The sequence below is a fragment of the Mesorhizobium sp. UC74_2 genome, assembly GCF_042701485.1.
Classification (GTDB): Bacteria; Pseudomonadota; Alphaproteobacteria; order Rhizobiales; family Rhizobiaceae; genus Mesorhizobium.
The window spans coordinates 5,743,978-5,769,116 of record NZ_CP170562.1; the positions used below are offsets into that span (position 1 = coordinate 5,743,978).

The 25,139-nt window shown below is 62.6% G+C and carries 25 protein-coding genes and 1 pseudogene; 14 read left to right on the forward strand and 12 right to left on the reverse strand.

What is annotated here, in order from left to right:
• Positions 1-100: 100 nt before the first annotated feature.
• Both ACFJIU_RS28005 and htpX read right to left on the reverse strand, forming a co-directional pair.
• Positions 101-1,486 (reverse strand): RsmB/NOP family class I SAM-dependent RNA methyltransferase, encoded by a 1,386-nt coding sequence (locus ACFJIU_RS28005; RefSeq protein WP_379065492.1) that lies wholly within the window; start codon positions 1,484-1,486, stop codon positions 101-103.
• Complete coding sequence (gene htpX / locus ACFJIU_RS28010; protein ID WP_379065494.1) at positions 1,477-2,508, reverse strand: zinc metalloprotease HtpX; 1,032 nt, start codon at positions 2,506-2,508, stop codon at positions 1,477-1,479. The genes ACFJIU_RS28005 and htpX overlap by 10 nt, the downstream gene beginning before the upstream one ends.
• A 97-nt stretch (positions 2,509-2,605) precedes the next feature.
• Between htpX and ACFJIU_RS28015 the strand changes: the two genes are divergently transcribed.
• The gene (locus ACFJIU_RS28015; RefSeq protein WP_379065496.1) at positions 2,606-2,827 is read left to right on the forward strand and encodes a DUF1674 domain-containing protein; all 222 of its coding nucleotides are present in this window, start codon (positions 2,606-2,608) and stop codon (positions 2,825-2,827) included.
• Between the two features lie 269 nt (positions 2,828-3,096).
• Positions 3,097-4,506: a pilus assembly protein TadG-related protein gene (locus tag ACFJIU_RS28020; protein WP_379065498.1), complete on the forward strand. Its 1,410-nt coding sequence runs from the start codon at positions 3,097-3,099 to the stop codon at positions 4,504-4,506.
• A 289-nt stretch (positions 4,507-4,795) separates the two neighbouring features.
• Here ACFJIU_RS28020 and ACFJIU_RS28025 read toward each other — a convergent pair whose 3' ends face one another.
• Together ACFJIU_RS28025 and ACFJIU_RS28030 are read right to left on the reverse strand one after the other, a co-directional pair.
• Positions 4,796-5,128 (reverse strand): DUF4865 family protein, encoded by a 333-nt coding sequence (locus tag ACFJIU_RS28025; protein ID WP_379065500.1) that lies wholly within the window; start codon positions 5,126-5,128, stop codon positions 4,796-4,798.
• Between the two features lie 4 nt (positions 5,129-5,132).
• Positions 5,133-5,417, reverse strand: a pseudogene (locus tag ACFJIU_RS28030) (DUF4865 family protein); the annotation flags it as partial.
• A 43-nt stretch (positions 5,418-5,460) separates the two neighbouring features.
• Here ACFJIU_RS28030 and ACFJIU_RS28035 point away from each other — a divergent pair.
• Positions 5,461-6,330, forward strand: coding sequence for a LysR substrate-binding domain-containing protein (locus ACFJIU_RS28035; RefSeq protein WP_379065502.1), 870 nt, complete (start codon positions 5,461-5,463; stop codon positions 6,328-6,330).
• 4 nt (positions 6,331-6,334) lie between these two features.
• On the opposite strand, the gene acs is transcribed toward ACFJIU_RS28035, so the two are convergent.
• Complete coding sequence (gene acs / locus ACFJIU_RS28040; protein ID WP_379065504.1) at positions 6,335-8,290, reverse strand: acetate--CoA ligase; 1,956 nt, start codon at positions 8,288-8,290, stop codon at positions 6,335-6,337.
• Positions 8,291-8,573: 283 nt separating this feature from the next.
• Here acs and ACFJIU_RS28045 point away from each other — a divergent pair, with 283 nt between their 5' ends.
• A complete protein-coding gene (locus ACFJIU_RS28045) occupies positions 8,574-8,846 on the forward strand; it encodes an usg protein (RefSeq protein WP_129412567.1) in 273 nt (90 codons plus the stop codon).
• 287 nt (positions 8,847-9,133) lie between these two features.
• Entirely contained in the window at positions 9,134-10,243 is a 1,110-nt protein-coding gene (locus ACFJIU_RS28050; protein WP_379065506.1) for a branched-chain amino acid ABC transporter substrate-binding protein, read from the forward strand.
• A 77-nt stretch (positions 10,244-10,320) separates the two neighbouring features.
• On the opposite strand, the gene ACFJIU_RS28055 is transcribed toward ACFJIU_RS28050, so the two are convergent.
• Positions 10,321-10,983 (reverse strand): YggS family pyridoxal phosphate-dependent enzyme, encoded by a 663-nt coding sequence (locus ACFJIU_RS28055; protein WP_379065508.1) that lies wholly within the window; start codon positions 10,981-10,983, stop codon positions 10,321-10,323.
• Positions 10,984-11,136: 153 nt separating this feature from the next.
• On the opposite strand from ACFJIU_RS28055, the gene leuS reads away from it, so the two are divergent.
• Genes leuS through ACFJIU_RS28070 form a run of 3 tightly spaced genes read left to right on the forward strand, consistent with a single transcriptional unit; the run spans position 11,137 to position 15,492 of the window.
• Positions 11,137-13,776 (forward strand): leucine--tRNA ligase, encoded by a 2,640-nt coding sequence (gene leuS, locus ACFJIU_RS28060; protein ID WP_379065510.1) that lies wholly within the window; start codon positions 11,137-11,139, stop codon positions 13,774-13,776.
• Positions 13,763-14,338 carry an LPS assembly lipoprotein LptE gene (gene lptE, locus ACFJIU_RS28065; RefSeq protein WP_379065512.1) on the forward strand — a complete coding sequence of 192 codons (576 nt, stop codon included), beginning with the start codon at positions 13,763-13,765 and terminating at the stop codon, positions 14,336-14,338. Before leuS ends, lptE begins: the two co-directional genes overlap by 14 nt.
• Before the next feature lie 26 nt (positions 14,339-14,364).
• Positions 14,365-15,492, forward strand: coding sequence for an AAA family ATPase (locus tag ACFJIU_RS28070; RefSeq protein WP_379065514.1), 1,128 nt, complete (start codon positions 14,365-14,367; stop codon positions 15,490-15,492).
• A gap of 96 nt (positions 15,493-15,588) precedes the next feature.
• Here the strand turns inward: ACFJIU_RS28070 and ACFJIU_RS28075 are convergent, their stop codons facing one another.
• Positions 15,589-16,488, reverse strand: a complete 900-nt coding sequence (locus ACFJIU_RS28075) for a DMT family transporter (protein ID WP_379065516.1) — start codon at positions 16,486-16,488, stop codon at positions 15,589-15,591.
• Positions 16,489-16,621: 133 nt separating this feature from the next.
• Between ACFJIU_RS28075 and ACFJIU_RS28080 the strand changes: the two genes are divergently transcribed.
• Positions 16,622-17,059 carry an Lrp/AsnC family transcriptional regulator gene (locus ACFJIU_RS28080; RefSeq protein ID WP_379065518.1) on the forward strand — a complete coding sequence of 146 codons (438 nt, stop codon included), beginning with the start codon at positions 16,622-16,624 and terminating at the stop codon, positions 17,057-17,059.
• A 65-nt stretch (positions 17,060-17,124) separates the two neighbouring features.
• Here the strand turns inward: ACFJIU_RS28080 and fsa are convergent, their stop codons facing one another.
• Complete coding sequence (fsa, locus tag ACFJIU_RS28085; protein ID WP_379063702.1) at positions 17,125-17,778, reverse strand: fructose-6-phosphate aldolase; 654 nt, start codon at positions 17,776-17,778, stop codon at positions 17,125-17,127.
• Between the two features lie 89 nt (positions 17,779-17,867).
• Between fsa and ACFJIU_RS28090 the strand changes: the two genes are divergently transcribed.
• Together ACFJIU_RS28090 and ACFJIU_RS28095 are read left to right on the forward strand one after the other, a co-directional pair.
• Positions 17,868-20,051: a primosomal protein N' gene (locus ACFJIU_RS28090; protein WP_379065519.1), complete on the forward strand. Its 2,184-nt coding sequence runs from the start codon at positions 17,868-17,870 to the stop codon at positions 20,049-20,051.
• A 10-nt stretch (positions 20,052-20,061) separates the two neighbouring features.
• A complete protein-coding gene (locus ACFJIU_RS28095; RefSeq protein WP_379065521.1) occupies positions 20,062-20,571 on the forward strand; it encodes a GNAT family N-acetyltransferase in 510 nt (169 codons plus the stop codon).
• 10 nt (positions 20,572-20,581) lie between these two features.
• Here ACFJIU_RS28095 and ACFJIU_RS28100 read toward each other — a convergent pair whose 3' ends face one another.
• The gene (locus ACFJIU_RS28100; protein WP_379065523.1) at positions 20,582-21,091 is read right to left on the reverse strand and encodes a class I SAM-dependent methyltransferase; all 510 of its coding nucleotides are present in this window, start codon (positions 21,089-21,091) and stop codon (positions 20,582-20,584) included.
• 165 nt (positions 21,092-21,256) lie between these two features.
• On the opposite strand from ACFJIU_RS28100, the gene ACFJIU_RS28105 reads away from it, so the two are divergent.
• From ACFJIU_RS28105 to ACFJIU_RS28115, 3 genes are read left to right on the forward strand one after another with little or no spacing between them, the layout of a single operon-like run.
• Positions 21,257-21,955 (forward strand): glutathione S-transferase family protein, encoded by a 699-nt coding sequence (locus ACFJIU_RS28105; protein WP_379065525.1) that lies wholly within the window; start codon positions 21,257-21,259, stop codon positions 21,953-21,955.
• A 3-nt stretch (positions 21,956-21,958) separates the two neighbouring features.
• Complete coding sequence (locus ACFJIU_RS28110; RefSeq protein WP_379065527.1) at positions 21,959-22,291, forward strand: ArsR/SmtB family transcription factor; 333 nt, start codon at positions 21,959-21,961, stop codon at positions 22,289-22,291.
• Between the two features lie 2 nt (positions 22,292-22,293).
• Positions 22,294-22,761, forward strand: coding sequence for an SRPBCC family protein (locus tag ACFJIU_RS28115; protein WP_379065529.1), 468 nt, complete (start codon positions 22,294-22,296; stop codon positions 22,759-22,761).
• 101 nt (positions 22,762-22,862) lie between these two features.
• On the opposite strand, the gene ACFJIU_RS28120 is transcribed toward ACFJIU_RS28115, so the two are convergent.
• The 3 genes from ACFJIU_RS28120 to ACFJIU_RS28130 form a co-directional block, all read right to left on the reverse strand.
• Positions 22,863-23,222, reverse strand: coding sequence for a DoxX family protein (locus ACFJIU_RS28120; protein WP_379065531.1), 360 nt, complete (start codon positions 23,220-23,222; stop codon positions 22,863-22,865).
• A gap of 157 nt (positions 23,223-23,379) precedes the next feature.
• The gene (locus ACFJIU_RS28125) at positions 23,380-24,411 is read right to left on the reverse strand and encodes a cupin domain-containing protein (protein ID WP_379065533.1); all 1,032 of its coding nucleotides are present in this window, start codon (positions 24,409-24,411) and stop codon (positions 23,380-23,382) included.
• Positions 24,408-25,136 (reverse strand): NAD-dependent epimerase/dehydratase family protein, encoded by a 729-nt coding sequence (locus ACFJIU_RS28130; protein ID WP_379065535.1) that lies wholly within the window; start codon positions 25,134-25,136, stop codon positions 24,408-24,410. Before ACFJIU_RS28130 ends, ACFJIU_RS28125 begins: the two co-directional genes overlap by 4 nt.
• Between the last annotated feature and the right edge of the window lie 3 nt (positions 25,137-25,139).

The window sequence follows — 25,139 nt, forward strand, 5'->3', positions numbered from 1 at the left end:
ATATTCTTGAAAGCGAATTCGGCGGGAAGCCCACAGATCAGGGTTAAGCCAGACCTTTTTGGGGTATTTTGCCGCGACACGATTTGCCGAGTGCGGGATGTCAATCCGTTCTGCGCAGGCGGGCAGCAAAGAAGCCGTCGAGGCCGGACAACATCGGATTGTCCACGCCGAAGCCGGCGGGTGTGGTGCGCAGCGTTCCCTTCGGCGTCACGAAAGACGCGATGCCGGGGATTTCGTCCGGCCGGATCGGATCGTCGACAATACCCTTCGCCTCGGACAGGAAGGCTTCGTGGAGTTCCTCTCCTTCGAGCGGATCGAGCGAGCAGTTGGAAAAGACAACGCGACCGCCAGGCTTCAGCAGCGTGACGGCTTTCTCCAGCAATCGGCGCTGCAGGTTCGCAAGCTTGTCGATGTCGGCGAGCGTCTTGGTCCAGGGTACGTCGGGGTGTCGGCGTACCGTGCCGGTGGAAGAGCAGGGCGCATCCAGCAGAACAGCATCGAAAAGCTCGGCGGGGTTGTAGTCGAAAAGGTCGGACTGGATGACCTCGGCGTTCATGCCCAGCCGTTCGAGGTTCTGCCTCAGCCGCGCCAGTCGGCTTTTCGAGGTGTCGACCGCCGTCACCTTCGCGCCGCCGAGGATGAGCTGTGCCGTCTTGCCACCAGGGGCCGCACAAAGGTCGGCAACACGTTTGCCGGTGATGTCGCCGAAAAGCCTTGCCGGGAGGGCGGCTGCTGCATCCTGCACCCACCAGGCACCTTCCGCGAAGCCTGACAGCTCAGTGACAGGGGCGGGCAGCTTCTCCACACGAACCGTGCCCGTCGGCAGGACGATGCCACCGAATCGTTGTGCCCACAGTGCCGGGTCGGCTTTCACCGTGAAGTCGACCGGTGCCTCCAGCCGATGCACGGCGAGGATCGCATCGGTCGTTTCCTGGCCATAAGCGTCGCGCAACCGTTGCTCGAACCATGCCGGCGCATCATTGGTCGCATCCAGCGCCGGCGGCAGCTCGACATCCTTGGCGCGGACCAGGGCGCGCAGGACACCGTTGACGAGACCGGAAAAGCGTGCGGTGCGCGGATCGGCTTTGGCATGAGTCACAGCAAGGTCGACGGCAGCACTGTCGGGCACGTCCAGGAACAATATCTGCGCGGCCGCGACATGCAGGATATGCGAAAGCGTGGTGGCATTGGCCGGCAGCGGCTTTTCCAGCCGGCGGGAGAGCAGGCCGGCAATGGTCATGCGATAGCGGAGCGCGGTGACCAGAATGGCGCGCACCAGTGCACGGTCACGCCCGTCGAGCGCACGATATTGCGGGTGGCCGTGCTCGTTGTCGGTCAGTCCATCCAGGGGCGTGCGGGCATCGATGACCGCAGCCAGCAGTCGCGCTGCCGCCTGGCGCGCGGCAAGGCCGGGTGCCTGCGGCGCACTATCGGAACGATGAGGCGTCGGCTTGCGGGCGGCCCTGCCAGCTTGCTTCACTGCCATGGGCCTTTCGGGCCGGACGGGTTGCGACCCCAGGGATTGGATTTCGGCGCTTCCGGTTGCTCGCTTTCGCCTGAGGGAGGCTCCGAGCTGCCCCAGGGGCCGGCCGAATCGATCTGGCCGTGGCGCGGCGAAGGTGCCGCTTCGGGACGCGTCGCTTCGCCGGCCTCGCGGGCCTGGCCCATTTGCACGGCAAGCGCCTGCAAGGCGGCGATGCGGTTTTCCGTATTCGGGTGGGTGGAGAAGAGGTTGTCCATGCGCTCGCCGGAAAGCGGGTTGATGATGAAAAGATGCGCGGTGGCGGGATTGCGTTCGGCATCGTCGTTGCGGATGCGTTCGGCGCTGCGCGCGATCTTGTCAAGGGCGGAAGCCAGCCAGAGCGGATGGCCGCAGATTTCCGCACCGCGCCTGTCCGCCTCATACTCGCGGGTGCGGCTCACCGCCATCTGCACGATCATGGCCGCGAAAGGAGCAACGATCATCGCCACCAGCACGCCGATGAAGCCGAGCGGATTGTTGTTCTCGCGGTTGCCGCCGAAGAAGAAGGCGAAATTGCCGAGCATGGAAATGGCGCCGGCAAGGGTCGCCACGATGGTCATGGTGAGCGTGTCGCGGTGCTGCACATGGGCAAGCTCGTGCGCCATCACGGCAGCGACTTCCTCATGCGACAGGCGCTGCAGCAGCCCGGTCGAGGCAGCAACGGCGGCGTTCTCGGGGTTGCGGCCAGTGGCGAAGGCGTTGGGCTGGTCGGTGTCGATCAGATAGACACGCGGCATCGGCAGACCGGCATTGGCGGCAAGGCTCTTCACGATGGCATGGAATTCCGGTGCGCTGCGCTCGTCGACCTCGACGGCGTGGTTCATCGACAACACCATCTTGTCGGCGTTCCAGTAGCTGAAAAAATTGGTGGCGATTGCGATGACCAACGCAATCATCATGCCGCCGGAGCCGCCGATCAGGTAGCCGACACCCATGAACAGCGCCGTCATGGCGGCCAGAAGCATGGCTGTGCGCATCGTGCTCAAATGTTTCTCCATCGCCTGGCAAGGGTCGATCCCTCGCCCTGGTTCCGCTATATGATGGTAAGAAGCCCAAGCCGTTTCAATCCACTGGAAGAAAAGCATGCCGGACGAAAACCGCAAGCCGCACGAGATGCCGGGCGAAGCAGGCCAAGATAAGGCGCTGTCGCCGGCCGCGGAACGGGCACTGGCTGAAGCCGAAATCCGCCGGCAGGCCTATCGCCGGGCCGAGGCAGCCCTGCCCAGGGAAATCGGCGGGCGTGGCGGCAACGACCCTAATCGTTATGGCGACTGGGAAGTGAAGGGCCTGACCAGCGATTTCTGATGCGGGTTCGGGCCGGGGTCGATCGCCGCACGGTCTTTCCCGACGCTGACCCGCTGGCGGCATCGATACAATCGCCGACGCTAAATTAGCATTCTGTAACCTTGATTCTCAAAGCACCTGTAACTTTACCCTGCGTTTACCTTCGTTAGGGTTTTGGGGGCCGGAAAGCCGGGCCTTTACCAAGCACTCACCAATATTGGTCCAGATGCCGCCCCATCCGGCAGGAAACCCGCATTCGAAAATACGGGTTCCGCGGGCGGGGAAGGGCGATGATGTTTTTCGGCAGGCTTCGGCAGCTGGTCGGCAGGTTCGGCAGGGACCGCGGCGGCAATTTCATAGTGATGGCCGGCGTCGTGCTGGGTGTGCTGGCGCTGGCCGTGGGCTTTGCGGTGGATATCGGCCAGATGATGAATGCCCGTTCGGCGCTCGGCAACGCCATCGATGCAGCGGTGACCTCGACGGCACGCGATCTGACTACCGGGACTGCCACCGAGGCTGAGGCGACCAAGATCATCAAGGTCTACCTGGACGCCAATAGCAGCGGCGGCATTTTGAGCGCCAACCAGATCGTGATCGACAAGGTAACGCTGGACCGCACGCAATACACGCTTCAGGTTTCGGCCTATGTCGACGTACCGCTCTTCTTTCCGTTGTTCGGTACGGAAAAGACGCGGCGAGTGTCGCAAACGGGAGCTGCCGTCTATTCGTTCCGCCAGCTTGAGATTGCGATGATGCTCGACCTGACTGGGTCGATGAAAAGCGGGACAAAGGTCCAGGATCTCAAGAATGCCGCAAAAGATGCGGTCGACACTATTTTCAAGGATCAAAGCCCTAGCCGCCCCAGGGTGCGAGTGGCGCTTATACCTTATGCAAATGCGGTGAATGTCGGCAGCAGCCTGGCCGCAAGCTCCGTTTTCATTGAAACCAAGGATAGTGAACGCAAGCAGGCACCGGGCAACACCACGCCTCGACTGCCGTCGAATTCGAGCAACGGCACGAACAACAAATACAACTGTGCCACCGAGCGTAAGGGTGACTACCAGTATACCGACGATGGCCCCGAAAGCAGCATGGTCAATCGGGATCTATTCATAACGACTTTCTCGGACGGATCTGCCGGCTTCTCTGCTACTGTCATGTGCCCTAAAGCGGAAATAATGCCGCTCACGTCGGATGCTCAGGCGCTTAAGTCCCGGATCGATGCATTTGAGTTTGAGGGCGGTACGGCCGGCCATATCGGCGTGCAATGGAGCTGGTACCTGCTCTCGCCGAACTGGGCGGGAGCGCTCCCCGAGGCGCAACGTCCAATGGACTATGACAATACCAAGATAGGCAAATACGCGATCCTGATGACGGACGGCCTGTTCAATCTTTCCTATTTCGACGCTTCCACCGACAGAGGTGTGTACAAGGATGGCAAGGCTCCGCCACGTGACGCGGCCATCAAGCTTTGCGAAAGCATGCGTGCCAAGGGCATCGAAATCTACACCATCGGGTTCGATCTTTATAACCGCGATATCACCGCTGATTCCCGGGCCAAGGCGATTGATCTGTTGCAGAAATGCGCCAGCCCCGACAGCGGTGGAAAGCATTTCTTTGACGCCTCCACCGGACCGGAACTGAAGGCAGCCTTCGACAAGATCGCCAGGAACTTGAACAGACTGGCTCTGACGAAGTAACCGGTCTGTCAAACGACTCAACTGGAAACGGAAAAGGCCGCCACATCTTGTGATGGGCGGCCTTCCGTGGCTTTCGTCCAGGCGCGGCCCGTGGTCACGATCCCTTCGGACCGTGCACCGCGCGTCTCGCGCTTCAGCGGAGAGGCTGCTCTCCGTGAAGGCGATCCGCCGGGATCACGCTCTGGAAAACGAAATCACTCGACATCGGATCACCTCCTTTCAGTTCGTTGAACACGCCCACAAGGTGGGGTGTTTTCCGCCCGAGCGCAAGTGCAGGACCGCAACAGTTTCATGCTGCCGCGAAAAGCGCTGGAATTCCGGGCTTTGCCAGATGCAGGATGTCGTAGGCGGAACCATGTTCGGGTGTGGTCGCTGCCTCCGCGGAAAGCCGGAAACGCGAGAGACGCCAGTTGGCCAGGTCGATCGCCGTTACCGCGGCATAGATGCCCGCCTGTTTGACGAGCGCGGTGTTGTGTTCGTTCTCACTGCGTTTCAGCGCCGCGAAATTCGCGGCCGGATCGATCAGGACGTCTTCGCGATAGACGGAGCGTGCGCCTGTCGCCGATCCCAGATGCACATCGAGCGGCAGCCAGGTTTTCGATCGCGGGGCGACCAAAGCCATCGATCACTTTCTGGAAGCGCTCGCCGGTGATGAAATCGCTGGCGGCTTCGTCGTCCAGCCAGAGATAAAGCGACGAATAGGCATTGTTGATGGCGCCGTTCTCGCCACGCCGCTGCGCGACGAAGGCCTTGAAGCCGAGGCCGGGCGTCTCGTCCCAATCGGGGCCCAGACTGGCCGCCCTGCGGGCAATCTTCTCCATATCATGGTCGGCAGGAAGACGGTGGATGTACTGCATCATCAACATGGCTGGGCTCCTTGATTTCGATGCAGCTTGCCATCGCTGCTTCATTATGAAAACATATCAATAAATATATCAGCCATAAGATTTGAACATGAATGATCCGGCGCGAACGCTCGATATCGACACGGTCCAGGCCTTCGCGCTGGTCGCGGATCTTGCCTCCTTCACGCGGGCCGCGGAGGTGCTCGACACGTCGCAGGCAACGGTCAGCCTCAAGCTGAAACGGCTTGAAGCCCGCCTCGATGCCCGCCTGCTGGAGCGCACTCCGCGTCATGTTCGGCTGACCGCGCAGGGCGAACGCTTCCTGCCGGCGGCGCGCAACCTGCTCGAGGCGCATGAGCGTGCGCTTTCCGGCATCCAGGCAGCCGTGCCCAGTCGGCTCACGCTCGGCATAAGCGATCATGTCGCCGGGCCGGAACTGCCGTTGCTGCTTGCGAGGCTCAACGCCTACGACCCGTCACTGGTGGTGGAGGTCCGGATTGCCTCTTCGCGTGATGTCGTGGCCCGTTACGGCCACGGCGAACTGGATGCGGTGATCGCGCGACGCGGCGACGACAATGCCGACGGCGAGATCCTGTTTCGCGAGCCGTTCCGCTGGTTCGCATCACCGTCGTTCCAGCATCGCTCGGGCGAACCGCTCAGGCTGGCGGCGCTGGCCGCGCCCTGTGGCATCCGGGCGCTTGCCATAGATGCGCTGGATGAGGCGGGTCTGCCATGGAGGGAAGCGTTCGTCGGCGGGGGTGTCATGGCGTTGGGCGCGGCGGTGAGTGCCGGTCTGGCCGTGGCGGCGCTGGCCCAGAGGGTGGCGCCGGCAGGCGCCATCGATGTCGGTGCAGATCTTGGGCTGCCGCCCTTGCCGGGGCAGGACATCGTGCTGATGTCACGTCCCGGCCGCCGCGATGCGCGCGAGGTGCTCAAGGTTCTCGCCGCCGCTTTCCGGAGCGCGGCGGCGAGATCGTAGCCGCTCAGCCCTTCTTGTTCTGCCTGTTGCTGACGAGGTCGTCGACGACGGCGGGGTCGGCCAGCGTCGAGGTGTCGCCAAGCGCGCCGAAATCGTCCTCGGCGATCTTGCGCAGGATGCGCCGCATGATCTTGCCGGAGCGCGTCTTGGGCAGGCCCGGCGCGAACTGAATCTTGTCTGGCGAAGCGATCGCACCGATCTCCTTGCGCACATGCGCGATCAGTTCCTTGCGCAGGTCCTCGGTCGGCTCCACGCCTGCCATCAAGGTGACGTAGGAGTAGATGCCCTGGCCCTTGATGTCGTGCGGATAGCCGACGACGGCCGCTTCCGACACCTTGTCATGGGCAACGAGTGCGGATTCCACCTCGGCCGTGCCCATGCGATGGCCCGACACATTGATGACGTCGTCGACGCGGCCGGTGATCCAGTAATATCCGTCTTCGTCGCGGCGGCAGCCATCGCCGGTGAAATACTTGCCCTTGTAGGTGGAGAAGTAGGTCTGCACGAAGCGCTCATGGTCGCCATAGACGGTGCGCATCTGACCCGGCCAGGAATCGGTGATGCACAGATTGCCGTCGGCAGCACCCTCCAGCACCTTGCCGTCATTGTCGACCAGCTGCGGTTTGACGCCGAAGAACGGCCGCGTCGCCGAACCGGCCTTGAGGTCGGTGGCGCCAGGCAGCGGCGTGATCAGGATACCGCCGGTCTCGGTCTGCCACCAGGTGTCGACGATCGGCACCTTCTTGTCGCCGACGACGTTGAAATACCATTCCCAGGCTTCCGGATTGATCGGCTCGCCGACCGAACCCAGGACACGCAGGCTCTTGCGTGACGTTTTCTTCACCGGCGTTTCGCCGGCACCCATCAGCGCGCGGATGGCGGTCGGAGCGGTGTAGAAGATGTTGACCTTGTGCTTGTCGACCACTTCCCAGAAGCGCGATACCGACGGATAGTTCGGCACGCCTTCGAACATCAGTGTGGTGGCGCCGTTGGCGAGCGGGCCGTAGAGGATGTAGCTGTGGCCCGTCACCCAGCCGACATCGGCCGTGCACCAGTAGATGTCGCCATCGTGGTAATCGAACACATACTGGTGCGTCATCGAAGCATAGACGAGATAGCCGCCGGTGGTGTGCAACACGCCCTTCGGCTTGCCGGTCGAGCCTGAGGTGTAGAGGATGAACAGCGGATCCTCCGCTTTCATCTTCTCCGGCTTGCATTCGGCCTTAACCGTCTTGACCTCATCGTGATACCAGAGGTCACGTCCTTCAACCCAGCCGATCTTGCCGCCGGTGCGGCGCACCACGACAACCGACTTCACCGCGGTCTTCTGCCTGGCGGCGATCTCGATCGCCTTGTCGGTGTTTTCCTTCAGCGGAATGCTCTTGCCGCCGCGCAGGCCCTCGTCGGCCGTGATGACGAAGGTCGAGGCGGCGTCGACGATGCGGCCGGCCAGCGCATCCGGCGAGAAGCCGCCGAACACCACCGAATGGACCGCGCCGATGCGGGTGCAGGCCAGCATCGCATAGGCCGCCTCCGGGATCATCGGCATGTAGATGGTAACGCGGTCGCCCTTCTTGACGCCGTGCTTCTTCATCACATTGGCGAGCCGGCAGACATGCTCGTGCAGCTCGTTGTAGGTGATCTTCCTGTCGTCATAGGGATTGTCGCCTTCCCAGATGATCGCGACCTGGTCGCCGCGCTTCTTCAGGTGGCGGTCGATGCAGTTGTGCGAGACGTTCAACTGTCCGTCCTCGAACCACTTGATCGATACCTTGCCGTCGAAGGAGGTGTTCTTGACCTTGGTGTAGGGCTTGAACCAGTCGAGGCGCTTGCCGTGCTTGCCCCAGAATTTGTCCGGGTTCTTCACGCTTTCCGCGTACCACTTCACATACGTTTCGTTGTCGATCAGCGCATGCTTCTTCCACGCCGGCTGTACGCGGTGGACCTTAGCCTCGGTCATGTCTTGGTCTTCCTCCTGAGATCGGCCGCCGGTTGGCGGTGTTGCGGCCCGCGGGCCGCGAAATCGCCGGCATTATTATCAGTTCGGACGTTACGGCAATATTAGACATTGGGTTTGCCCGCCCGTAACAGAAAATTGCGTGAAGCCGCACACGCTTAGGTCGAACCAAGGGGGCGGATTGAACGTTTAAAGACATGGTTAACGTTCGAGGCGCAGAGTTTTTCCGGGAGGACCGGCAAGGGGTGTGTCGAGGCACATCCGAGATCAACTTGCGAGGGCTGCCATGCGCGACCATTCCGAACTGGAACTTCTGCTCAAGGGCTACGGGCTGACGACAGCCCGCATCCTGTATCATTATCCCGACCATCCGCACCTGCTGCAGACCTACATCTGGCAGGACTACGACATCGCCCCGAAATTCCCGATACTGGGTGCCTTCATCAGCTTCTGGCGCGAGAAGCTCGAAGGGCCATTGCACTCGGTCTGCTTCACGCACCAGAAGCTGATTTCGGCGAATGAATGGCGCAAGGTCGACGGCGAGATTCTGCTGCATTGATCGAATCGTGAGACTGTCCTGCTGCGGCAACTGCGGCAGGACAACGAAGGGCAGCCATCAAGATCAGCGGCGGGAGTTCGACCGCCCCCTGACGGAAGCGACTTTTTGCCTCGTCCGATGGATCGGCGGAAAGGCAAGTCGACGTTCATTTCTGGCCCAAAAGCTCATCTCCTTATCGCCTCTGGCTGATTGCAAAAGCCACTGCGCGCGGCTAAGCGCGGACCAGGCTTTCGGTCGAACCCGAAGCTGCACTTACGCTCTTAGAGGTTCGCTTGAGGAGGATTCCCGTGAATACGAAGAAACTGCTGACTGGCGTTGCATTCGCCGCTTCCGTGCTGGTTGCTGCCACGGCTGCCCGCGCCGACATCGTCATCGGCCTTGTCGCGCCGCTGACCGGTCCTGTCGCCGCCTATGGCGATCAGGTCAAGAACGGTGCCGAAGCCGCCGTTGAAGTCATCAACAAGGATGGCGGCATCAAGGGTGAGAAGGTCGTGCTGAAGCTCGCCGACGACGCCGGCGATCCGAAACAGGGCGTTTCCGCCGCCAACCAGCTGGTCGGCGAAGGCGTGAAGTTCGTCGTCGGTCCGGTGACCTCGGGTGTCGCCATGGCGGCGTCCGATGTGTTCGCCGAGAACGGCGTGCTGATGGTGACGCCGACCGCAACCTCGCCGGACCTGACCAACCGCGGTCTCACCAACGTCCTGCGCACCTGCGGTCGTGACGATCAGCAGGCGGAAGTGGCGGCTGCCTATGTGGTGAAGAACCTGAAGGACAAGAAGGTTGCCATCGTCGATGACAAGGGCACCTATGGCAAGGGTCTGGCCGACTCCTTCAAGAAGGCGATCAATGCCGGCGGCGTCAAGGAAGTCAGCCACAACTCGCTGACCCCGGGTGAAAAGGATCTGTCGGCCCTGGTCACACGCCTGAAGTCGGATGGCGCCGAAGTGATCTATTTCGGCGGCTATCATCCTGAAGGTGGCCTGCTTGCCCGCCAGCTCGCTGATGCCGGCGTCAAGGCACTGATCATCGGCGGCGAGGGCCTGTCCAACACCGAATACTGGGCGATCGGCAACCAAGCCGCCGCCGGCACGCTGTTCACCAACGCGACCGACGCACTGAAGAACCCTGACTCGGCTCAGGCCGTCGAAGCACTCAAGGCCAAGGGCATCCCGGCCGAGGCCTTCACGCTCAACGCCTATGCCGCCGTCCAGGTTCTGAAGGCGGGCATCGAAAAGGCCGGCAAGGATGATCCGGCAGCCGTCGGCACCGCGCTCAAGGGTGGTGAAGCCATTCCGACCGCCATCGGCAAGCTGACCTATGGCGAGACCGGCGACCTGACCAGCCCGAGCTTCTCGCTGTTCAAGTGGGAAGACGGCAAGATCGTCGCGGCCGAGTAAGGCAGCCGTACCGTTAAAGAAGAAAGGCCGGGAATTTCCCGGCCTTTCTTTTTTATGCGTTGGCGTGAGCGCGGCCCCTATCGGTGACCAAAAATGGCCGAACCGACCCGCGCCGAGCTGGCACCGAAGGCCACGGCCAGCTCGTAGTCGCCAGACATGCCCATCGAAAGCTTCTCGACGCCGGCCTCGCGTGCGAGTTTTTCAAGCAGGGCAAAGTGGGGTCCCGGATTCTCTTCCGCCGGCGGAATGCACATCAGCCCCTCGATGGTCAGGCCGTGCTCGCTGCGACAGCGGGCGACGAAGGCGACGGCATCTTTCGGTTCGATGCCGGCTTTCTGGGGCTCCGAGCCGGTGTTGACCTGTACATAGAGCTTTGGCGCCTTGCCTTGCCTTGCGATTTCCTTCGCCAGTTCGGATGCGATCTTTTCGCGGTCAACCGTCTCGATGACGTCGAACAGCGCGACGGCTTCCTTTGCCTTGTTGGATTGCAGCGGTCCGATCAGGTGCAGTTCGATCCCGGGAAATTCCTCGCGCAGCGCGGGCCACTTGCCCTGCGCTTCCTGCACACGATTTTCGCCGAAGACACGCTGGCCGGCGGCCAGCACAGGCCGGATGGCGTCGGCGTCGAAGGTCTTGGAAACTGCGACCAGGGTCACGGCCCCTGCCGGCCGGTTTGCCTCGCCTTCGGCGGCCACGATTCTTGCCCTGACCGTTTCGAGTTGCTGAACCGCGTCACTCATGTGCCAACCTGTCCTGATCCTGCTGTTTTTGCCGGGCCTCGAGACCCATATGGTTGACGGGTCCCCGAAAGCATGGTGAAGACCCCGACCATGTCCTTGAACTGCCGGACCAACCGGCGGTTTCCCGCATGCTTTGTAAGTGAAAAACCGGCCATGGCAACCGAACGATACAATCCTCGCGCAGCAGAGCCCAGGTGGCAGAAGGCATGGGACGAGGCCAAGCTCTTCGAGACGAAGAACGACGATCCACGGCCGAAATATTACGTGCTCGAGATGTTCCCCTATCCTTCGGGGCGCATCCATATGGGCCATGTGCGCAATTATACGATGGGCGACGTCGTGGCGCGCTGGCGCCGTGCCATGGGCTACAACGTGCTGCATCCGATGGGCTGGGACGCCTTCGGCCTGCCGGCGGAAAACGCCGCTCGCGACAACAAGGTCAATCCGCGCGACTGGACCTACAAGAACATCGAGACGATGAAGGGCCAGTTGAAGACCATGGGCCTGTCGCTGGACTGGGCGCGTGAAATTGCCACCTGCGACCCCAGCTACTACAAGCACCAGCAGAAGATCTTCCTGGATTTCTGGAAATCGGGCCTGGTCGAGCGCAAGTCGGCAAAGGTCAACTGGGATCCGGTCGACATGACCGTGCTGGCCAACGAACAGGTCATCGACGGACGCGGCTGGCGTTCCGGCGCGCCTGTGGAGCAGCGCGACCTGACGCAGTGGTTCTTCAAGATCACCTCGATGAGCCAGGACCTGCTCGACAGCCTGGACACGCTGGACAAGTGGCCTGAAAAGGTCCGCGTCATGCAGGCCAACTGGATCGGCCGTTCCGAAGGCCTGCTGGTCCGCTGGGCACTGGCCAATCCGCCTGCCGGCGAAAGCGAGCTCGAAGTCTACACCACACGACCGGACACGATTTTCGGCGCTTCGTTCATGGCCATCGCCGCCGACCATCCGCTGGCCAGGAAGGTCGCGGCAGGCAATCCGGAACTCGCCGCCTTCATCGAGGACGTGCGCCACATGGGCACCTCGGCGGCTGCGCTCGAAACAGCCGAGAAGAGGGGTTTCGACACCGGCCTGCGCGTCGTCCATCCGTTCGACGAGAACTGGACGCTGCCGGTCTATGTCGCGAATTTCGTGCTGATGGACTACGGGACCGGCGCGATCTTCGGTTGCCCGGGCCATGACCAGCGCGATCTCGATTTCGCCAACAAATATGGCCTGCCGGTCACCCCGGTGGTGTTGCCGGACGGCGTCGATGCCACCGGCTTCCACATCACGGAAGAGGCCTTTGTCGATGATGGCGCGATGATCAATTCGCGCTTCCTCGATGGCATGCGCTTCAAGGAAGCCTTTGACGAGGTGGCGACCAGATTGTCCGGCGTGACGATCGGCAATCGGCCGCAGGCCGAGCGCAAGGTACAGTTCCGGCTGCGCGACTGGCTGATTTCGCGCCAGCGCTATTGGGGTTGCCCGATACCGGTCATCCATTGTGAAAGCTGTGGCGCCGTGCCGGTACCGGCTAAAGACCTGCCGGTCGAGTTGCCGACCGATGTCACCTTCGACAAGCCGGGCAATCCGCTCGACCATCATCCGACCTGGAAGCATGTCGGATGCCCGCAATGCGGCAAGCCGGCCCGGCGCGACACCGACACGATGGACACCTTCGTCGATTCGTCCTGGTATTTCGCCCGCTTCACCGATCCGTGGAACGACAAGGCGCCGACGACGCTCGAGTATGTCGACGGCAAGAACGGCTGGCTGCCGGTCAGGCAGTATATCGGCGGCATCGAGCACGCGATCCTGCATCTGCTCTATTCGCGCTTCTTCACGCGCGCCATGCAGGTCACCGGCCATCTCAATGAGGTGAAGGAGCCGTTCGAGGGCATGTTCACGCAGGGCATGGTGGTGCACGAGACCTATCGCGCCGGCACCGGCGCGAATGCGTATTGGGTGCAGCCCGTCGACGTGAATATCGTGGACGTCGACGGCAAGCGCAGCGCCACGCTGATCGCGGATGGCAGCCCTGTCGAGATCGGCGCGATCGAGAAGATGTCGAAGTCGAAGAAGAATGTCGTCGATCCGGACGACATTCTGGCGAGCTACGGTGCGGACACGGCACGCTGGTTCATGCTGTCGGATTCGCCGCCGGAACGCGATGTTATCTGGACCGAGGCTGGCGTCGAAGGCGCGCACCGTTTCGTGCAGCGGATCTGGCGGCTGGTGTCCGAGACAGCGCCTGCGCTGGCAGGCGTTGAAGCCTCGGCTGCACGTGATGGTTCCGCCGCCGCGGTTTCGAAAGCTGTTCACAAGACGGTGAAGGCTGTCGGCGAAGACATCGAACGTCTGTCCTTCAACAAGGCGGTTGCCCGTCTCTATGAACTGCTCAACACGATCCAGCCCGTGGCGACTGCACTCGTCGACGGCAAGGGCGATCAGGCAACCGCTGCAGCGCTGCGCGAGGCAGTCGAGGCGCTTGTCGTCATGATCGCGCCAATGATGCCGCATCTGGCGGAGGAATGCTGGTCGGCACTGGGTGGCGAGGGTTTTGTCGCGAATCAGCCCTGGCCGCGCTTCGATCCTGCACTGGTGGTCGACAACGACGTCGTCTATCCGATACAGATCAATGGCAAGAAGCGTGGTGATTTGACAATCGCCCGCGACGCAGACCAAGCTCAGGTCGAACAGGCCGTCATGGCCCTGGACTTCGTACAGAAGGCGCTCGAGGGCAAGGCGCCGCGCAAGGTGATCGTCGTGCCCCAGAGGATCGTCAATGTCGTTGCCTGACACTCGTAAGACAGCGGCTTCGTTCGCGCGCCGCGCGGCGCTCTTCGGCCTGCTCGCCGGCGTTGCGCTGGTTTCGGCATGCCAGGTGCGGCCGCTCTATTCGAACCAGCCGCTGTCGACTGGTTCGACAGTGAGCGCGCGCGAGGAACTGGCTTCGATCGCCGTGAAGCCGGTCTCGTCGCGTTACGCCCAGCAGGTCCGCAACAATCTGATCTTTGCGCTGACCGGAGGAGGCGAGCGTCCCAACGCGCCCGCCTATTCGCTGGCGCTCAATGTCACCGAATCGGTGATCTCCACGGCGAGCATCCAGGTTGCCAAGGATCAGGACCAGCCGACCGCCGGTACGGTGATCATGACAGCGGCTTATACGCTGACCGATACCAAGACCGGCAAGGCTGTGGCCAACGGTCAACGTTCGATCTCTTCGTCCTTCGACAAGCCGGGCCAGGAATTCGCGTCCTATCGCGCACAGATCGATGCCGAAAACCGCGCCGCGCGCGAACTCGCTGAGCTGTTGCATCTGGCGCTGGCTCAGGACCTCGCCAAGCCCGGCGCCAGGTAAGCGGCGCGCAGGCGAGCAGCGAAACCATGCGCCTGACGGGGCTGGTTGCTGAAGGTTACCGGTCGCTCAAATCGATCCGGCTCGAGCTTGGCCAGGTCGGTTTGTTCGTTGGCGAGAACGGTGTTGGAAAATCCAATCTCTACCGCGCCCTGCAACTGATCAAGGCCGCCGGCGAAGGCACGCTTGCCCGCTCGATCGCCGGCGAAGGCGGCATGCAGTCGGCCCTTTGGTCCGGCGCACGTCGTCTGGGCCGACCCGTGCGCGTCATCCTGCAGGCGGATGTCGAGGATGACGAGACCGCGGCGCGTTTCTCCTATCGGGTGGAGATCGGGCTGCCGCCACCCGTTTCGGCGGGATTTGCTTTCGAACCTCACGTCAAGGAAGAGACCCTGACGGTCGAAACCGGGCGACGACCGGTGGAGATGATGAGCCGCAAGGGTCCTGCAGCCTACGGGCGTGACAGCGAGGGCAGGCGTACCGAACACCCCGCAAAGCTGCTCAATTCGGAAACGGCGCTGGCAGTGCTCGGCGCATCCGGCCGCTATCCGGAAACAGGGGATCTGCGGGCCGCGGTTTCGGGCTGGCGCTTCTATCACGGTTTTCGCACCGACGCCGATTCGCCCGCGCGGAAACCGTCGCTGGCGGTCACCTCGACGCTTCTGGACGAGGACGGCGGCAACCTTGCCGCGGTGTTCGCAACGCTTGCCCATATCAGGCAGGATACCGTCGATCTTGATCGCGCGCTGGCCAATGCCCTGGGAGCAAAGCTGGAAGTGCCGGAGCCGGGCGAAACCGCCACATTCGGCTTGCGTCTCCCGGATTTCCCGCAGCGGCTGTTCCGGCCGCAGGAACTTTCGGATGGGCAGATCCGCTTCCTGGCGCTCGCCGGCGCACTGATGTCGTATCGTCTGCCGGGGCTGATCGCACTGAACGAGCCGGAAGCCAGCCTGCACCCGCGCATGTTGCCTGCATTGGCCGACATGATCGCCAAGGCCGCGGAACGGACCCAACTCTGGGTGGTCACGCATTCGCGCGAACTGGCGGATCTGATCGCCGACCGCACCGGCGCGAGAGCGCTAACCGTGGTGCGGCTGGACGGGGCGACGACGATTGAGGGCCTGAGGCTAACGGGCCAGATGTCTGATGATGACTAGAGCGTTTCCGTTTTTAACGGAAACGCGGAAATGCTCTAATCGTTTGTTTTTACTATATTTTTGTAGCCAAGTGATTCCACTTGGCTACAAAATGCTCTAGCGGGCCACGGGCAGACTGGTACGTGGCTTGATCAGGCTCCAGCCCAGTGTCATGCCGGCGGCGGCAATCAGGATGGCGACGGCGCCGACCAGTTGCAGCGGATGCAGGCGCTGCCCGAAGACCACGAAGTCCGCGACAATGGCTACGACGGGATAGATGAAGGACAGCGCGCCGACGAGATTGGTGGGCAGTTTCTGGATCGCGCCGTAGAGCAGGATGTACATCAGGCCGGTGTGGACGACACCGACTGCGGCAAGCAAGGCCCAGGTACGGGCGTCTGTCGGCAGGTTCGTGAGATTCGCGAACGGGACCAGCATCAGGATGCCGACAGTAACCTGGATGAGCGCGATCAAGTGTGGCGGTACGCCCTTGAGCTTCTTCGCGACGATCGCGGCTATGGCGTAGAAGAATGCCGCGCCGAGCGCCAGCAGGATGCCGACCAGATAGTTCGACCCGGTGTGGGCGGCGTTCGGCTTGGCCTGCACGATCAGCAGCATGCCAACGAAAGCGACCGCAAGCCAGGTCAGTTTGGTCAGCGTCAGGCGCTCGCTGAACAGCAGCGCGCCCAGCGCCACCAGCATGAAGGGCTGCGTGTTGTAGACGGCCGTGGCAATCGAGATCGAGGCGCGCGGGAAGGCGGCGAACAGCAGCAGCCAGTTGGAGACGATGGCAATGCCGCCGATGATCGCATAGGCGATCTGCCGGCGCGAGATCACGTCGCGCCTGAACAGGCCGAGAGCGCCGCAGACGATCAGCAGCGTGACGGCGCCGAAGGCACAGCGCCAGAACACCACGTCCATCACCGGCTGCCCGGACAGCACGACAAACACGCCGATCGTTCCAGAGATCACCATTGCAGCGGTCATCTCGACCGTTCCACGTGTGTTGTCCGACATGATGCGACCTTTCCTTCGTTCGTGACCGTTTTGTACGCGCTCGAAGGTCAGGAATACATGCATTCGGAAAGGTATTTGCGGAGAACATCCTAATTCTGTAAGGTGTGATGTGTGGAAACCCTAAGGATGAGTAATGCTGGACGATTTAGACCGGCGTATTGTCGAAATCCTGGTCGACGACGCGCGTATCTCGCTGAAGGAACTGGCGGCTCGCGTGAACCTGTCGTCGCCGAGCGCGTCGGAGCGATTGCGGCGGCTGGAGGAGCGCGGCGTCATCCGCGCTTTCACTGTCGATGTCGATCCCGCCGCGCTCGGCTACACGCTGCAGGCGATCGTGCGCATCAAGCCGCTGCCGGGCAGGTTGCATCAGGTGCAGAAGCTCGTCGAGGAAATCCCGGAATTCACCGAATGCGACAAGGTGACCGGTGATGACTGCTTCATCGGGCGGCTGCACATCCGCTCGATCAGCGATCTCGACCGCATCCTCGACAGGATCACCGACAAGGCCGAGACCAGCAGCGCCATCGTCAAGGCACAGCCGGTGAAGCGCCGGCTGCCGCCGTTTGCTTGAACCATGCCGGACAAAAAAGAAACGGCGCCGTGACGGCGCCGTTTCTGTTCAATAGAAAGTCGGTGTCAGCCGATCTTCTGGCCGGTCTTTGCCCAGTCGGCGAGGAACTGCTCGAGCCCCTTGTCGGTGAGCGGATGCTTGACCAGAGCCTTCAGCGTGGCCGGCGGGATGGTGGCGACGTCGGCACCGATCAGCGCGGCGCGCTTGACATGGTCCGGCGTGCGGATCGAGGCGGCCAGGATCTCGGTGTCGAAGCCGTAATTGTCATAGACCTGGCGGATCTCGGCGATCACTTCCATGCCGTCGAAGCCCATGTCGTCGAGACGGCCGATGAAGGGCGAGATGAAGGTGGCGCCGGCCTTGGCGGCAAGCAGCGCCTGGTTGGCCGAGAAGCAGAGCGTGACGTTGACCATGCGGCCCTCGGCACGGATGGCCCGGCAGGCCTTGAGGCCGTCGAGGGTGAGCGGCACCTTGATGCAGACATTGTCGGCGATCTTCGCCAGCACCTTGGCTTCCTTCATCATGCCGTCGAAATCGGTGGCGGTGACTTCGGCCGAGACCGGACCCTCGACGATGTCGCAGATCTGTTTGGTGACCTCATCGATCTTGCCGCCGGACTTCAGGATCAGCGACGGGTTGGTGGTGACGCCATCGAGCAGGCCCAGCGCGTTGAGCTCCTGGATTTCCTTCACATCAGCGGTGTCGACGAAGAATTTCATGGTGTTCTCCTTGGGAGGGATAAGGCACTGCGCCGCAGGCTTGGCGTTGCCCTTTGCTCTAGACCAAAGTCGGGGCAAGGTCACGCGTCATGAAAGAAGATTCGCCCTTCACGACGGCCGCACCCGTGCTGGTGCCGATGCCTGCCGAACGCGCCTACACCTACGCGGTGCCGGAACGCATGCGTGTGGTGCCGGGTTCCATCGTGCGTGTGCCCCTCGGCCCCAGGCTGGTGGCGGGCGTTGTCTGGGATGGCACGGTCGAACAGGTCGACGCCAGGAAGCTGAGGCCCATCGACCATGTCTTCGATTGTCCGCCGATCGATCACGACATGCGCCGTTTCGTCGACTGGATCGCGCAATACACGCTGACCCCGCCCGGCCTCGTCGCGCGCATGCTGCTGCGGGCGCCCGAGGCCTTTGATCCAGAACCATGGATCGAAGGCCTGCAGCGTACCGCCGCGCTCCCAGACCGGATCACCGCCGCCAGGTCGCGCGTGCTGGAAACCGCCGATGGCGGCCTGGCGTGGACGCGCTCGGGCCTCGCGCATGCAGCAGGTGTTTCCTCGACCGTCATCGACGGCCTGAGGGCGCAGGGCGTATTCGAGACGGTGATGATTCCGCCGCGTCCGGTGGTGGCGGCACCCGACCCGACCTATGCGCGGCCTGAATTGACGCCCGATCAGGCGGCTGCGGCCGAGGCCCTGCGCGCCGGGGCCGCCGCGGGGACCTTTGGCGTGACGCTGCTGGACGGCGTCACCGGATCCGGCAAGACGGAAGTCTATTTCGAAGCCGTCGCGACAGCGCTCGACCAGGGCAAGCAGGTGCTGATCCTGCTGCCGGAAATCGCGCTCACCCACGCTTTCCTCGAACGCTTCCAGACGCGCTTCGGCGCCAAGCCGGCGGAATGGCACTCCGACCTTGCCCCGAAAATGCGGGAGCGCGTGTGGCGGCAGGTTGCGGAAGGCACCGTGCGGGTGGTCGCCGGCGCGCGTTCAGCGCTGTTCCTGCCGTTCAAGGAACTCGGCCTGATCGTCGTCGACGAAGAGCATGACCCTGCCTACAAGCAGGAAGATCGGGTCTTCTACAATGCCCGCGACATGGCGGTGGTGCGCGGCCATATCGGCTCGTTCCCGATCGTGCTCGCGTCGGCCACGCCTTCGGTTGAGAGCCAGGTGAATGCCAATCAGGGCCGTTATGCCCGTGTCGACCTGCCCGCGCGTTTCGCCGAAGCTGCCCTGCCGACCCTGCGCTCGATCGATATGCGCCGTGCACCACCGGCGCGTGGCAACTTCCTGTCGCCGCTGCTTGTCGAGGCGATGACCAGGACTCTTGCGAGGGAAGAGCAGTCGCTGCTGTTCCTCAACCGGCGCGGCTACGCGCCGCTGACGCTGTGCCGATCCTGCGGCCATCGTTTCGGCTGTCCGGTCTGTTCGGCGTGGCTGGTCGAGCATCGCTTTCGCGGGCAACTCGTCTGCCACCATTGCGGCCACAACGAGAGGCGTCCGGACGCCTGCCCGGAATGTGGCACCATCGATCATCTGGTGGCATGCGGTCCGGGCGTGGAACGCATCGCCGAGGAGGTGGTCGCTACTTTCCCGGATGCACGCACCATCGTGCTGTCCTCCGACCTCGTCGGCGGGGTGCGTCGACTCAGGCTGGAACTGGAAGCAATCGCGAAAGGCGAGGCGGATATCGTCATCGGCACCCAACTCGTCGCCAAGGGCCATAATTTCCCGAACATGACGCTGGTTGGCATCGTCGACGCCGACCTTGGTCTCGCCAACGGTGACCCGCGCGCGGCCGAGCGAACTTTCCAGCTTCTGTCTCAGGTGACGGGCCGTGCCGGCCGCACCGGCAAGAAGAGCCTCGGGCTGCTGCAGACCTATCAGCCGGACCATCCGGTCATGCGGGCAATCGTCTCGGGAGACGTCGCTGCTTTTTATGAGCGCGAAATCGCCGAGCGCGAACGTGCGGCCCTGCCGCCGTTCGGACGGCTCGCCGGCATCATCGTCAGCGCCGAGACGCGCCACGACGCGGAAGCGCATGCGCGGGGCTTGCGCCGGGCGGCGCCGGATGCGTCGGACATCTTCGTATTGGGGCCTGCGGAAGCGCCGTTGGCTCTGGTCGGTGGCCGTCACCGGTTTCGCCTGCTTGTGCATGGCGAGCGTCGCTCCGACATGCAGAGTTTCGTACGCCAGATGCTGGCAGGGGGACCGAAAGTGAGGGGATCGGTGCGGGTGAGTGTCGATATCGATCCGCAGAGCTTCCTGTGAGGGTGGTTGCTTGATCGAAGGGCATGCAGAGTTCCAATCCCTCTACAGAGAGCGACACGGCGAGGCAGTGTTGGAATTTTTCGGCCGCGCTGCCGACTATGCGTTGATGGAGCGCGGTCAGCTCCCTGATGTGGCAAGTGCTCGAAGCTTCTTCGAAGACTGTCCTCCGGGATGTGATCCGGCCAGTTCTCTCAAGCTGGCGTGCTTTGACGGGCAGGACGCTATCATCGGCATCGCGGATATGGCCTTCGGTTTTCCTGAAAAATCAGATGCCTATATCGGGCTGCTGCTGATCGATCCCGGGATGCGGGCACAGGGCATCGGCCGGCGTTTTGTGCTTCATCTTGTTCGCGAGGCGCAGGTGCGGCGGTGCCGGCGGATGCTGGTTGCTGTTCTCGACGTCAACACGCGCGGCCGCAGCTTCTGGGAGCGCGAGGGTTTTGTGCTGGAGAAGACGTTTGAACCGCGAGACATAGGTTCGAAGCGACATGTGCTGCATCGACTGATCAGGCCGCTATAGGCGAAGTCCGTTAAAGCGGGATGGCGACCATCAGCAGCAGCGGCGCATGTTCCGCGGCCTCGGTCCGCTGGATCTGCCATCGTGCGGTTTCGAGATTGTCACGGAGCCTGGCGATAATCGCTTCGATCGGGCCTGCCGATGGTGGTTCGTAAGCAAGGACAAGCCTGCCGCCCGGCTTGAGCAGGCCGCGGATGGTTTTCAATGCTGCATTCGCGTCGATCCAGAACAGATTGACATTGATGGCGAAGGCGATGTCGAAACGGTCGGCGCCGGCACCGAAGTTTTCGATCGAGGTGTGAACCAGCCTTAGCCTGCCAACGCGCTCATCAACCTCGTTGAGTACATGCGCAGCTTCGATCGCCGTGTCGGAGCGGTCGATGCCTACCAGCCTGCCGGTCGTCAGTTTCGACAGCACGAGTGCTGCAGCGATGCCGCGTCCGCCGCCGATCTCGAGCATCGTTTCGTGACCTACGAGGCCGAGCCGGTCGATCGTCCAGGCAAGTCGTTCGGGAACTTTCATCTCCAGCGAGCAATCCAACAGCGGGACGGCAATCTGAGCGACAGACCGAGGCGGTGGCAAGGGTTGCCGGATGGTTACGAAAGGTTTCCTTCGACGGAAACTTTCTATTGCCTTGTCAGCCTCGTGCGAATAGTTTCCGTCACTGGAAACTATCAAGGATCTTTCATGTCGCTGACCCTGTATCTCCATCCGCTCGCGGCGTTCTGCCACAAGGTGCTGATCGCGTTCTACGAGAACGACCTCGATTTTCGCTCCGAAACCGTGGACCTTCTGGACCCCGGTTCGGCGGCCAGCCATCTCGCACGATGGCCGGTCGGCAAGATCCCGGTGCTGCACGATGCAGTCCGTGACCGAGTGGTTCCGGAAACCAGCATCATCATCGAATATGTGCAGCAACATTACCCCGGCCCATTGCCGATGTTGCCGCACGAACCGGAAGCCCGGCTCGATGCCCGTTTGTGGGAGCGCTTTTTCGATCTCTATGTCAGCGAGCCGATGCAGAAGATCGTTACCGACCGGCTGCGGCCGCAGGGCGGCAACGACCCGGTCGGCGTCTCCCATGCCCGCAACACGCTGGATACGGCCTACGCCATGATCAACGGCCAGCTGGCGGGCAGGGAATGGGCGATCGGCGACGACTTCACCATTGCCGACTGCGCTGCAGCACCCTGCCTTTTCTTTTCCTCGATCGTGCACCCGTTCGGTGCCGATCAGGACAATCTTTGCGCCTATCTCGAACGCCTGCTGGCCCGGCCGACGGTGAAGAGAACACTTGCAGAAGCCCGGCCGTTCTTCTCAATGTTCCCCTATCGCGACGCCATGCCGGAGCGCTTCGCAAGCGGCGCCGCCTTTGTCCGAGGGTAATCCATGCAGCAAACCCAGCCTCTCGACCGTATCTTCCTGGCGCTCGCCGACCCCGGCCGGCGCGGCATGATCGAGCAGCTGGCGCGCGGCCCGGCGACGGTGAAAGAACTGGCAAGTCCGGCCAATATGCGGCTGCCGTCGGCGGTGAAGCATCTCAAGGTGCTCGAAGACGGCGGTATCGTCGTTTCGCGCAAGGCCGGCCGTACCCGCACCTATGCCATGCGACGCGATGCGTTCGCACCGGTGAACGATTGGGTGGGTGCACGGGAAACAGCACTCAATGCTGCATTCGATCGCCTCGCCCAGGCGATCGCCGACATGCCGGAAGAGGAATGACCATGACTGTCGAACACAAAACCTTTGTCGTCGAGCGCGAACTGGCAGCCAGCCCGAAACATGCTTTTCGGTTCTTTTCGGAGCCTGCGCTGAAAGAGCGCTGGACCTCCTGTCATCCGGACTGGGCGGTGCTGGAGGAGGAGTTCGATTTCCGCGTCGGTGGTGTCGAGGCCAAACGCTGGCGTACCGATGGGGGGCAGGAGCAGACCTTCCTTGCCCGCTATCTCGATATCGTGCCGGCACGGCGCATCATCTATGCCTTCGACATGGGCTTTGCCGGCGAGCGGCTCTCGGCCTCACTGGCGACGGTCGAGTTCTTTGCCGAGGCGGCCCGCACGCGCATGGTCTTCACCGAACAGATCGCCTGGCTCGGCGATGCCGGCTCGATGCAATTGCGCATTGCCGGTACGGGCGAAGGGATGGACCTGCTCGCGGACATCATCGCGATGGAAAGCGCTGATATTCATTAAGTCGTTGCATCTACAATGATATATCAAATGATATATCAGAGTTTGTCGCTTTGGATCGCCATCTTCCTGCGCAAAAATCGCTCCGGCATTCGCGCGACTATTTAACAGGCCATCGCCAGGAGCAGGCCGCCGACAACGGCAAAATTGATGATGAAAGCGGAGCGAAGGCCTTGTCTTTGCGGGCCTGAATAGCGCCAGAAATTGAGCGCAAGCGCACTTGCGGCGACGGTGAAGACGATCAGGGCGGCAGCGGCATAAGACCTGTGGAAGCCGAGGATCACACACAGGCCTGCTGTGACTTCAAGCAGTGAGCCGGCCGCAAGCAACGGCCCGGGTGCCGGGAAGCCGTGCTCGCCAAGCTGGCCGGCGAGGGCACGGAAGCGCAGGAAGTGCTCCAGCCCGGCCCAGACGAAGACGCCGCCGAGCAGGATGAAGCCAAAATGCTGAAGGGGCAGGTTCATGGTAAGGCCTCGCACGGTGTGAACGTATCGCACCATGCTCCGGCATCTCACCGCGATCTTGAACGAAACGGCCAAACAGCCTGGAGCAAGTTCAGTGTCCGGCGTTTCCGTTCAGAGAGCTTCAGAGTGTCTCCACGTTCCTGTGAAACCGGAAACTCTAGTCTTCGGGCGTGCCGGCGGTGACGGCGGCCAGCCAGCGGCGGACAATCTTCTGTTCGTCTTCCGAATATCCGGCGGCGAGATCGGCTTCGAGCAGGCGGACGCGGCCGCGCGCCTCGGCATAAACCGCCTTGCCCTTTTCGCTCAGTTCCAGCTGCCGGATGCGCTCGTTGCCGGCGTGGCGGCGTTTCACGATCGTGCCGGCCTTTTCCAGGTTGGCGACGATAACGCTCAGCGTCTGCGGTGTCAGCAATGCCGCGCGCGCCAGATCGGCATTGGACAGGCCGGGATAGGCACTCAGCATCGCCATCACCGCGAACTGCGGCTGGGTGATGCCAAGATCCACGAGTGTCGCCTCCATGCGATAGCGATAGGCGCCTGCCGCCTGGCGCAGCAGATAACCGAAGTAGCCGTCCTCGCCGCGCCTGCCCTCGCCGACACGCGGTATCGGCTGTGTGGAATCCGGTCCTGCTATGATATCTCTCCTCTCACCTGAATGGCCATCGTGGTCTTCGGGCAGAAGCACCGTCAAGGGGCCGCAGTTTTCGTCAGCGACGAACATGGCAAGCAAGGAAGCCGGTTCGGTCTTGCTGGCATTCTCCGCGAACAGATGGATTGCGCCTTTCGGCTCGAACCAGCTCTGTCCCTGGGTGTAGGTCATCGGCGGCTCGCCGGCGAGCTGCGATTTCAATGTGCCCTTCAGGACGAACGCGGTCACGTTGCCGGGATGGTGATGGCGCGGCGTGTAGGCATCCGGAGGGAAGTCGACAATCGCCACTGTCACCGCCTTGCCGGGAATGTCCGGCAGTGGCGTGCAGGAAATCGGTTTGATTTCGGTCGCCGGGCGACCCGAGGCCGCAGCAGACGTGCCATTTTCTGCCATGTGCATGGCCCCAGGTGGCGGTGCCATTGTCGTCACGTACAACCCTGCCGAAACTGCGCCGGCTACAGCCACGGCGGCCAATGCGACGAGGTGCCGCCGCTTCGACAGGCCTTGCGGGGTCTTGTCGTCGAAGATTTGGCTGCTCATGGTGTGGTTCTCCTGAAATCGGCGTGCCAACCAAGGTCCGCGGTGGCTCTTTCGGTCGAAACCTGGTCGTTCGGTTCTGCGATGTTGTAGATGCCGGCGCCGTGTTCGACGGCGAGCAACGCTGCGTAGGAGGCGGCGTCGATATGCACGGAAGCGCCCGGTTTCGGCGCTTCAAATCCCGTACCTGGACCATAGAACTGGCCGTAGCGCAGGATGACGGCCGCCATCGGCGCCTCGAGAGCCTGGCGTTCGAGGGCGACGACGCCGTTGATGCTGATGGCACGCGGCCCTTCCGCGCCGGTATCGAGCGGGTCCTGCTCGCCATGCGGCAGCGGACCGGGCGCATAGGCCGCGGCGATGCTCTGCACGATCAATCGCCTGGCACCGGCCCGTTTTGCAGCCTCGACCAGATTGCGGGTGCCTTCGTCGCGGATGCGGGCGTTGCGCACGATCGCTTCGCTCATCCGCGCCGGGTCGAGATCCTTCGGCAGGTCGGTCAACTGGTGGACGACGACGTCAGGCCTGGTTTCAAGCATGGCCGCCGACAGCGCGTCGGCATCGAATACGTCCACGAGCACGGCAGCGGCGCCTGCCGCCTTCAGTTCCACGGCTTTCGAGGCCGAGCGGGTGGTGCCCCATACCAGGTGCCCCTTTTCGACAAGCATCGGCGTGAGGCGTCGCCCAACCGCTCCGCTGGCTCCCGCGAGAAAAATCCTCGTGCCCATTCG

Coding starts and splice junctions, on each gene's coding strand:
- ACFJIU_RS28090 (WP_379065519.1), top strand. CDS start 17,868: ATGAAAGAAGATTCGCCCTTCACGACGGCCGCACCCGTGCTGGTGCCG.
- ACFJIU_RS28080 (WP_379065518.1), top strand. CDS start 16,622: ATGCTGGACGATTTAGACCGGCGTATTGTCGAAATCCTGGTCGACGAC.
- fsa (WP_379063702.1), bottom strand. CDS start 17,778: ATGAAATTCTTCGTCGACACCGCTGATGTGAAGGAAATCCAGGAGCTC.
- ACFJIU_RS28100 (WP_379065523.1), bottom strand. CDS start 21,091: ATGAAAGTTCCCGAACGACTTGCCTGGACGATCGACCGGCTCGGCCTC.
- ACFJIU_RS28020 (WP_379065498.1), top strand. CDS start 3,097: ATGATGTTTTTCGGCAGGCTTCGGCAGCTGGTCGGCAGGTTCGGCAGG.
- ACFJIU_RS28105 (WP_379065525.1), top strand. CDS start 21,257: ATGTCGCTGACCCTGTATCTCCATCCGCTCGCGGCGTTCTGCCACAAG.
- leuS (WP_379065510.1), top strand. CDS start 11,137: ATGGCAACCGAACGATACAATCCTCGCGCAGCAGAGCCCAGGTGGCAG.
- ACFJIU_RS28015 (WP_379065496.1), top strand. CDS start 2,606: ATGCCGGACGAAAACCGCAAGCCGCACGAGATGCCGGGCGAAGCAGGC.
- ACFJIU_RS28005 (WP_379065492.1), bottom strand. CDS start 1,486: ATGGCAGTGAAGCAAGCTGGCAGGGCCGCCCGCAAGCCGACGCCTCAT.
- ACFJIU_RS28110 (WP_379065527.1), top strand. CDS start 21,959: ATGCAGCAAACCCAGCCTCTCGACCGTATCTTCCTGGCGCTCGCCGAC.
- ACFJIU_RS28125 (WP_379065533.1), bottom strand. CDS start 24,411: ATGAGCAGCCAAATCTTCGACGACAAGACCCCGCAAGGCCTGTCGAAG.
- ACFJIU_RS28025 (WP_379065500.1), bottom strand. CDS start 5,128: ATGGCTTTGGTCGCCCCGCGATCGAAAACCTGGCTGCCGCTCGATGTG.
- ACFJIU_RS28070 (WP_379065514.1), top strand. CDS start 14,365: ATGCGCCTGACGGGGCTGGTTGCTGAAGGTTACCGGTCGCTCAAATCG.
- ACFJIU_RS28120 (WP_379065531.1), bottom strand. CDS start 23,222: ATGAACCTGCCCCTTCAGCATTTTGGCTTCATCCTGCTCGGCGGCGTC.
- ACFJIU_RS28075 (WP_379065516.1), bottom strand. CDS start 16,488: ATGTCGGACAACACACGTGGAACGGTCGAGATGACCGCTGCAATGGTG.
- ACFJIU_RS28035 (WP_379065502.1), top strand. CDS start 5,461: ATGAATGATCCGGCGCGAACGCTCGATATCGACACGGTCCAGGCCTTC.
- ACFJIU_RS28045 (WP_129412567.1), top strand. CDS start 8,574: ATGCGCGACCATTCCGAACTGGAACTTCTGCTCAAGGGCTACGGGCTG.
- lptE (WP_379065512.1), top strand. CDS start 13,763: ATGTCGTTGCCTGACACTCGTAAGACAGCGGCTTCGTTCGCGCGCCGC.
- acs (WP_379065504.1), bottom strand. CDS start 8,290: ATGACCGAGGCTAAGGTCCACCGCGTACAGCCGGCGTGGAAGAAGCAT.
- ACFJIU_RS28130 (WP_379065535.1), bottom strand. CDS start 25,136: ATGGGCACGAGGATTTTTCTCGCGGGAGCCAGCGGAGCGGTTGGGCGA.
- ACFJIU_RS28055 (WP_379065508.1), bottom strand. CDS start 10,983: ATGAGTGACGCGGTTCAGCAACTCGAAACGGTCAGGGCAAGAATCGTG.
- ACFJIU_RS28115 (WP_379065529.1), top strand. CDS start 22,294: ATGACTGTCGAACACAAAACCTTTGTCGTCGAGCGCGAACTGGCAGCC.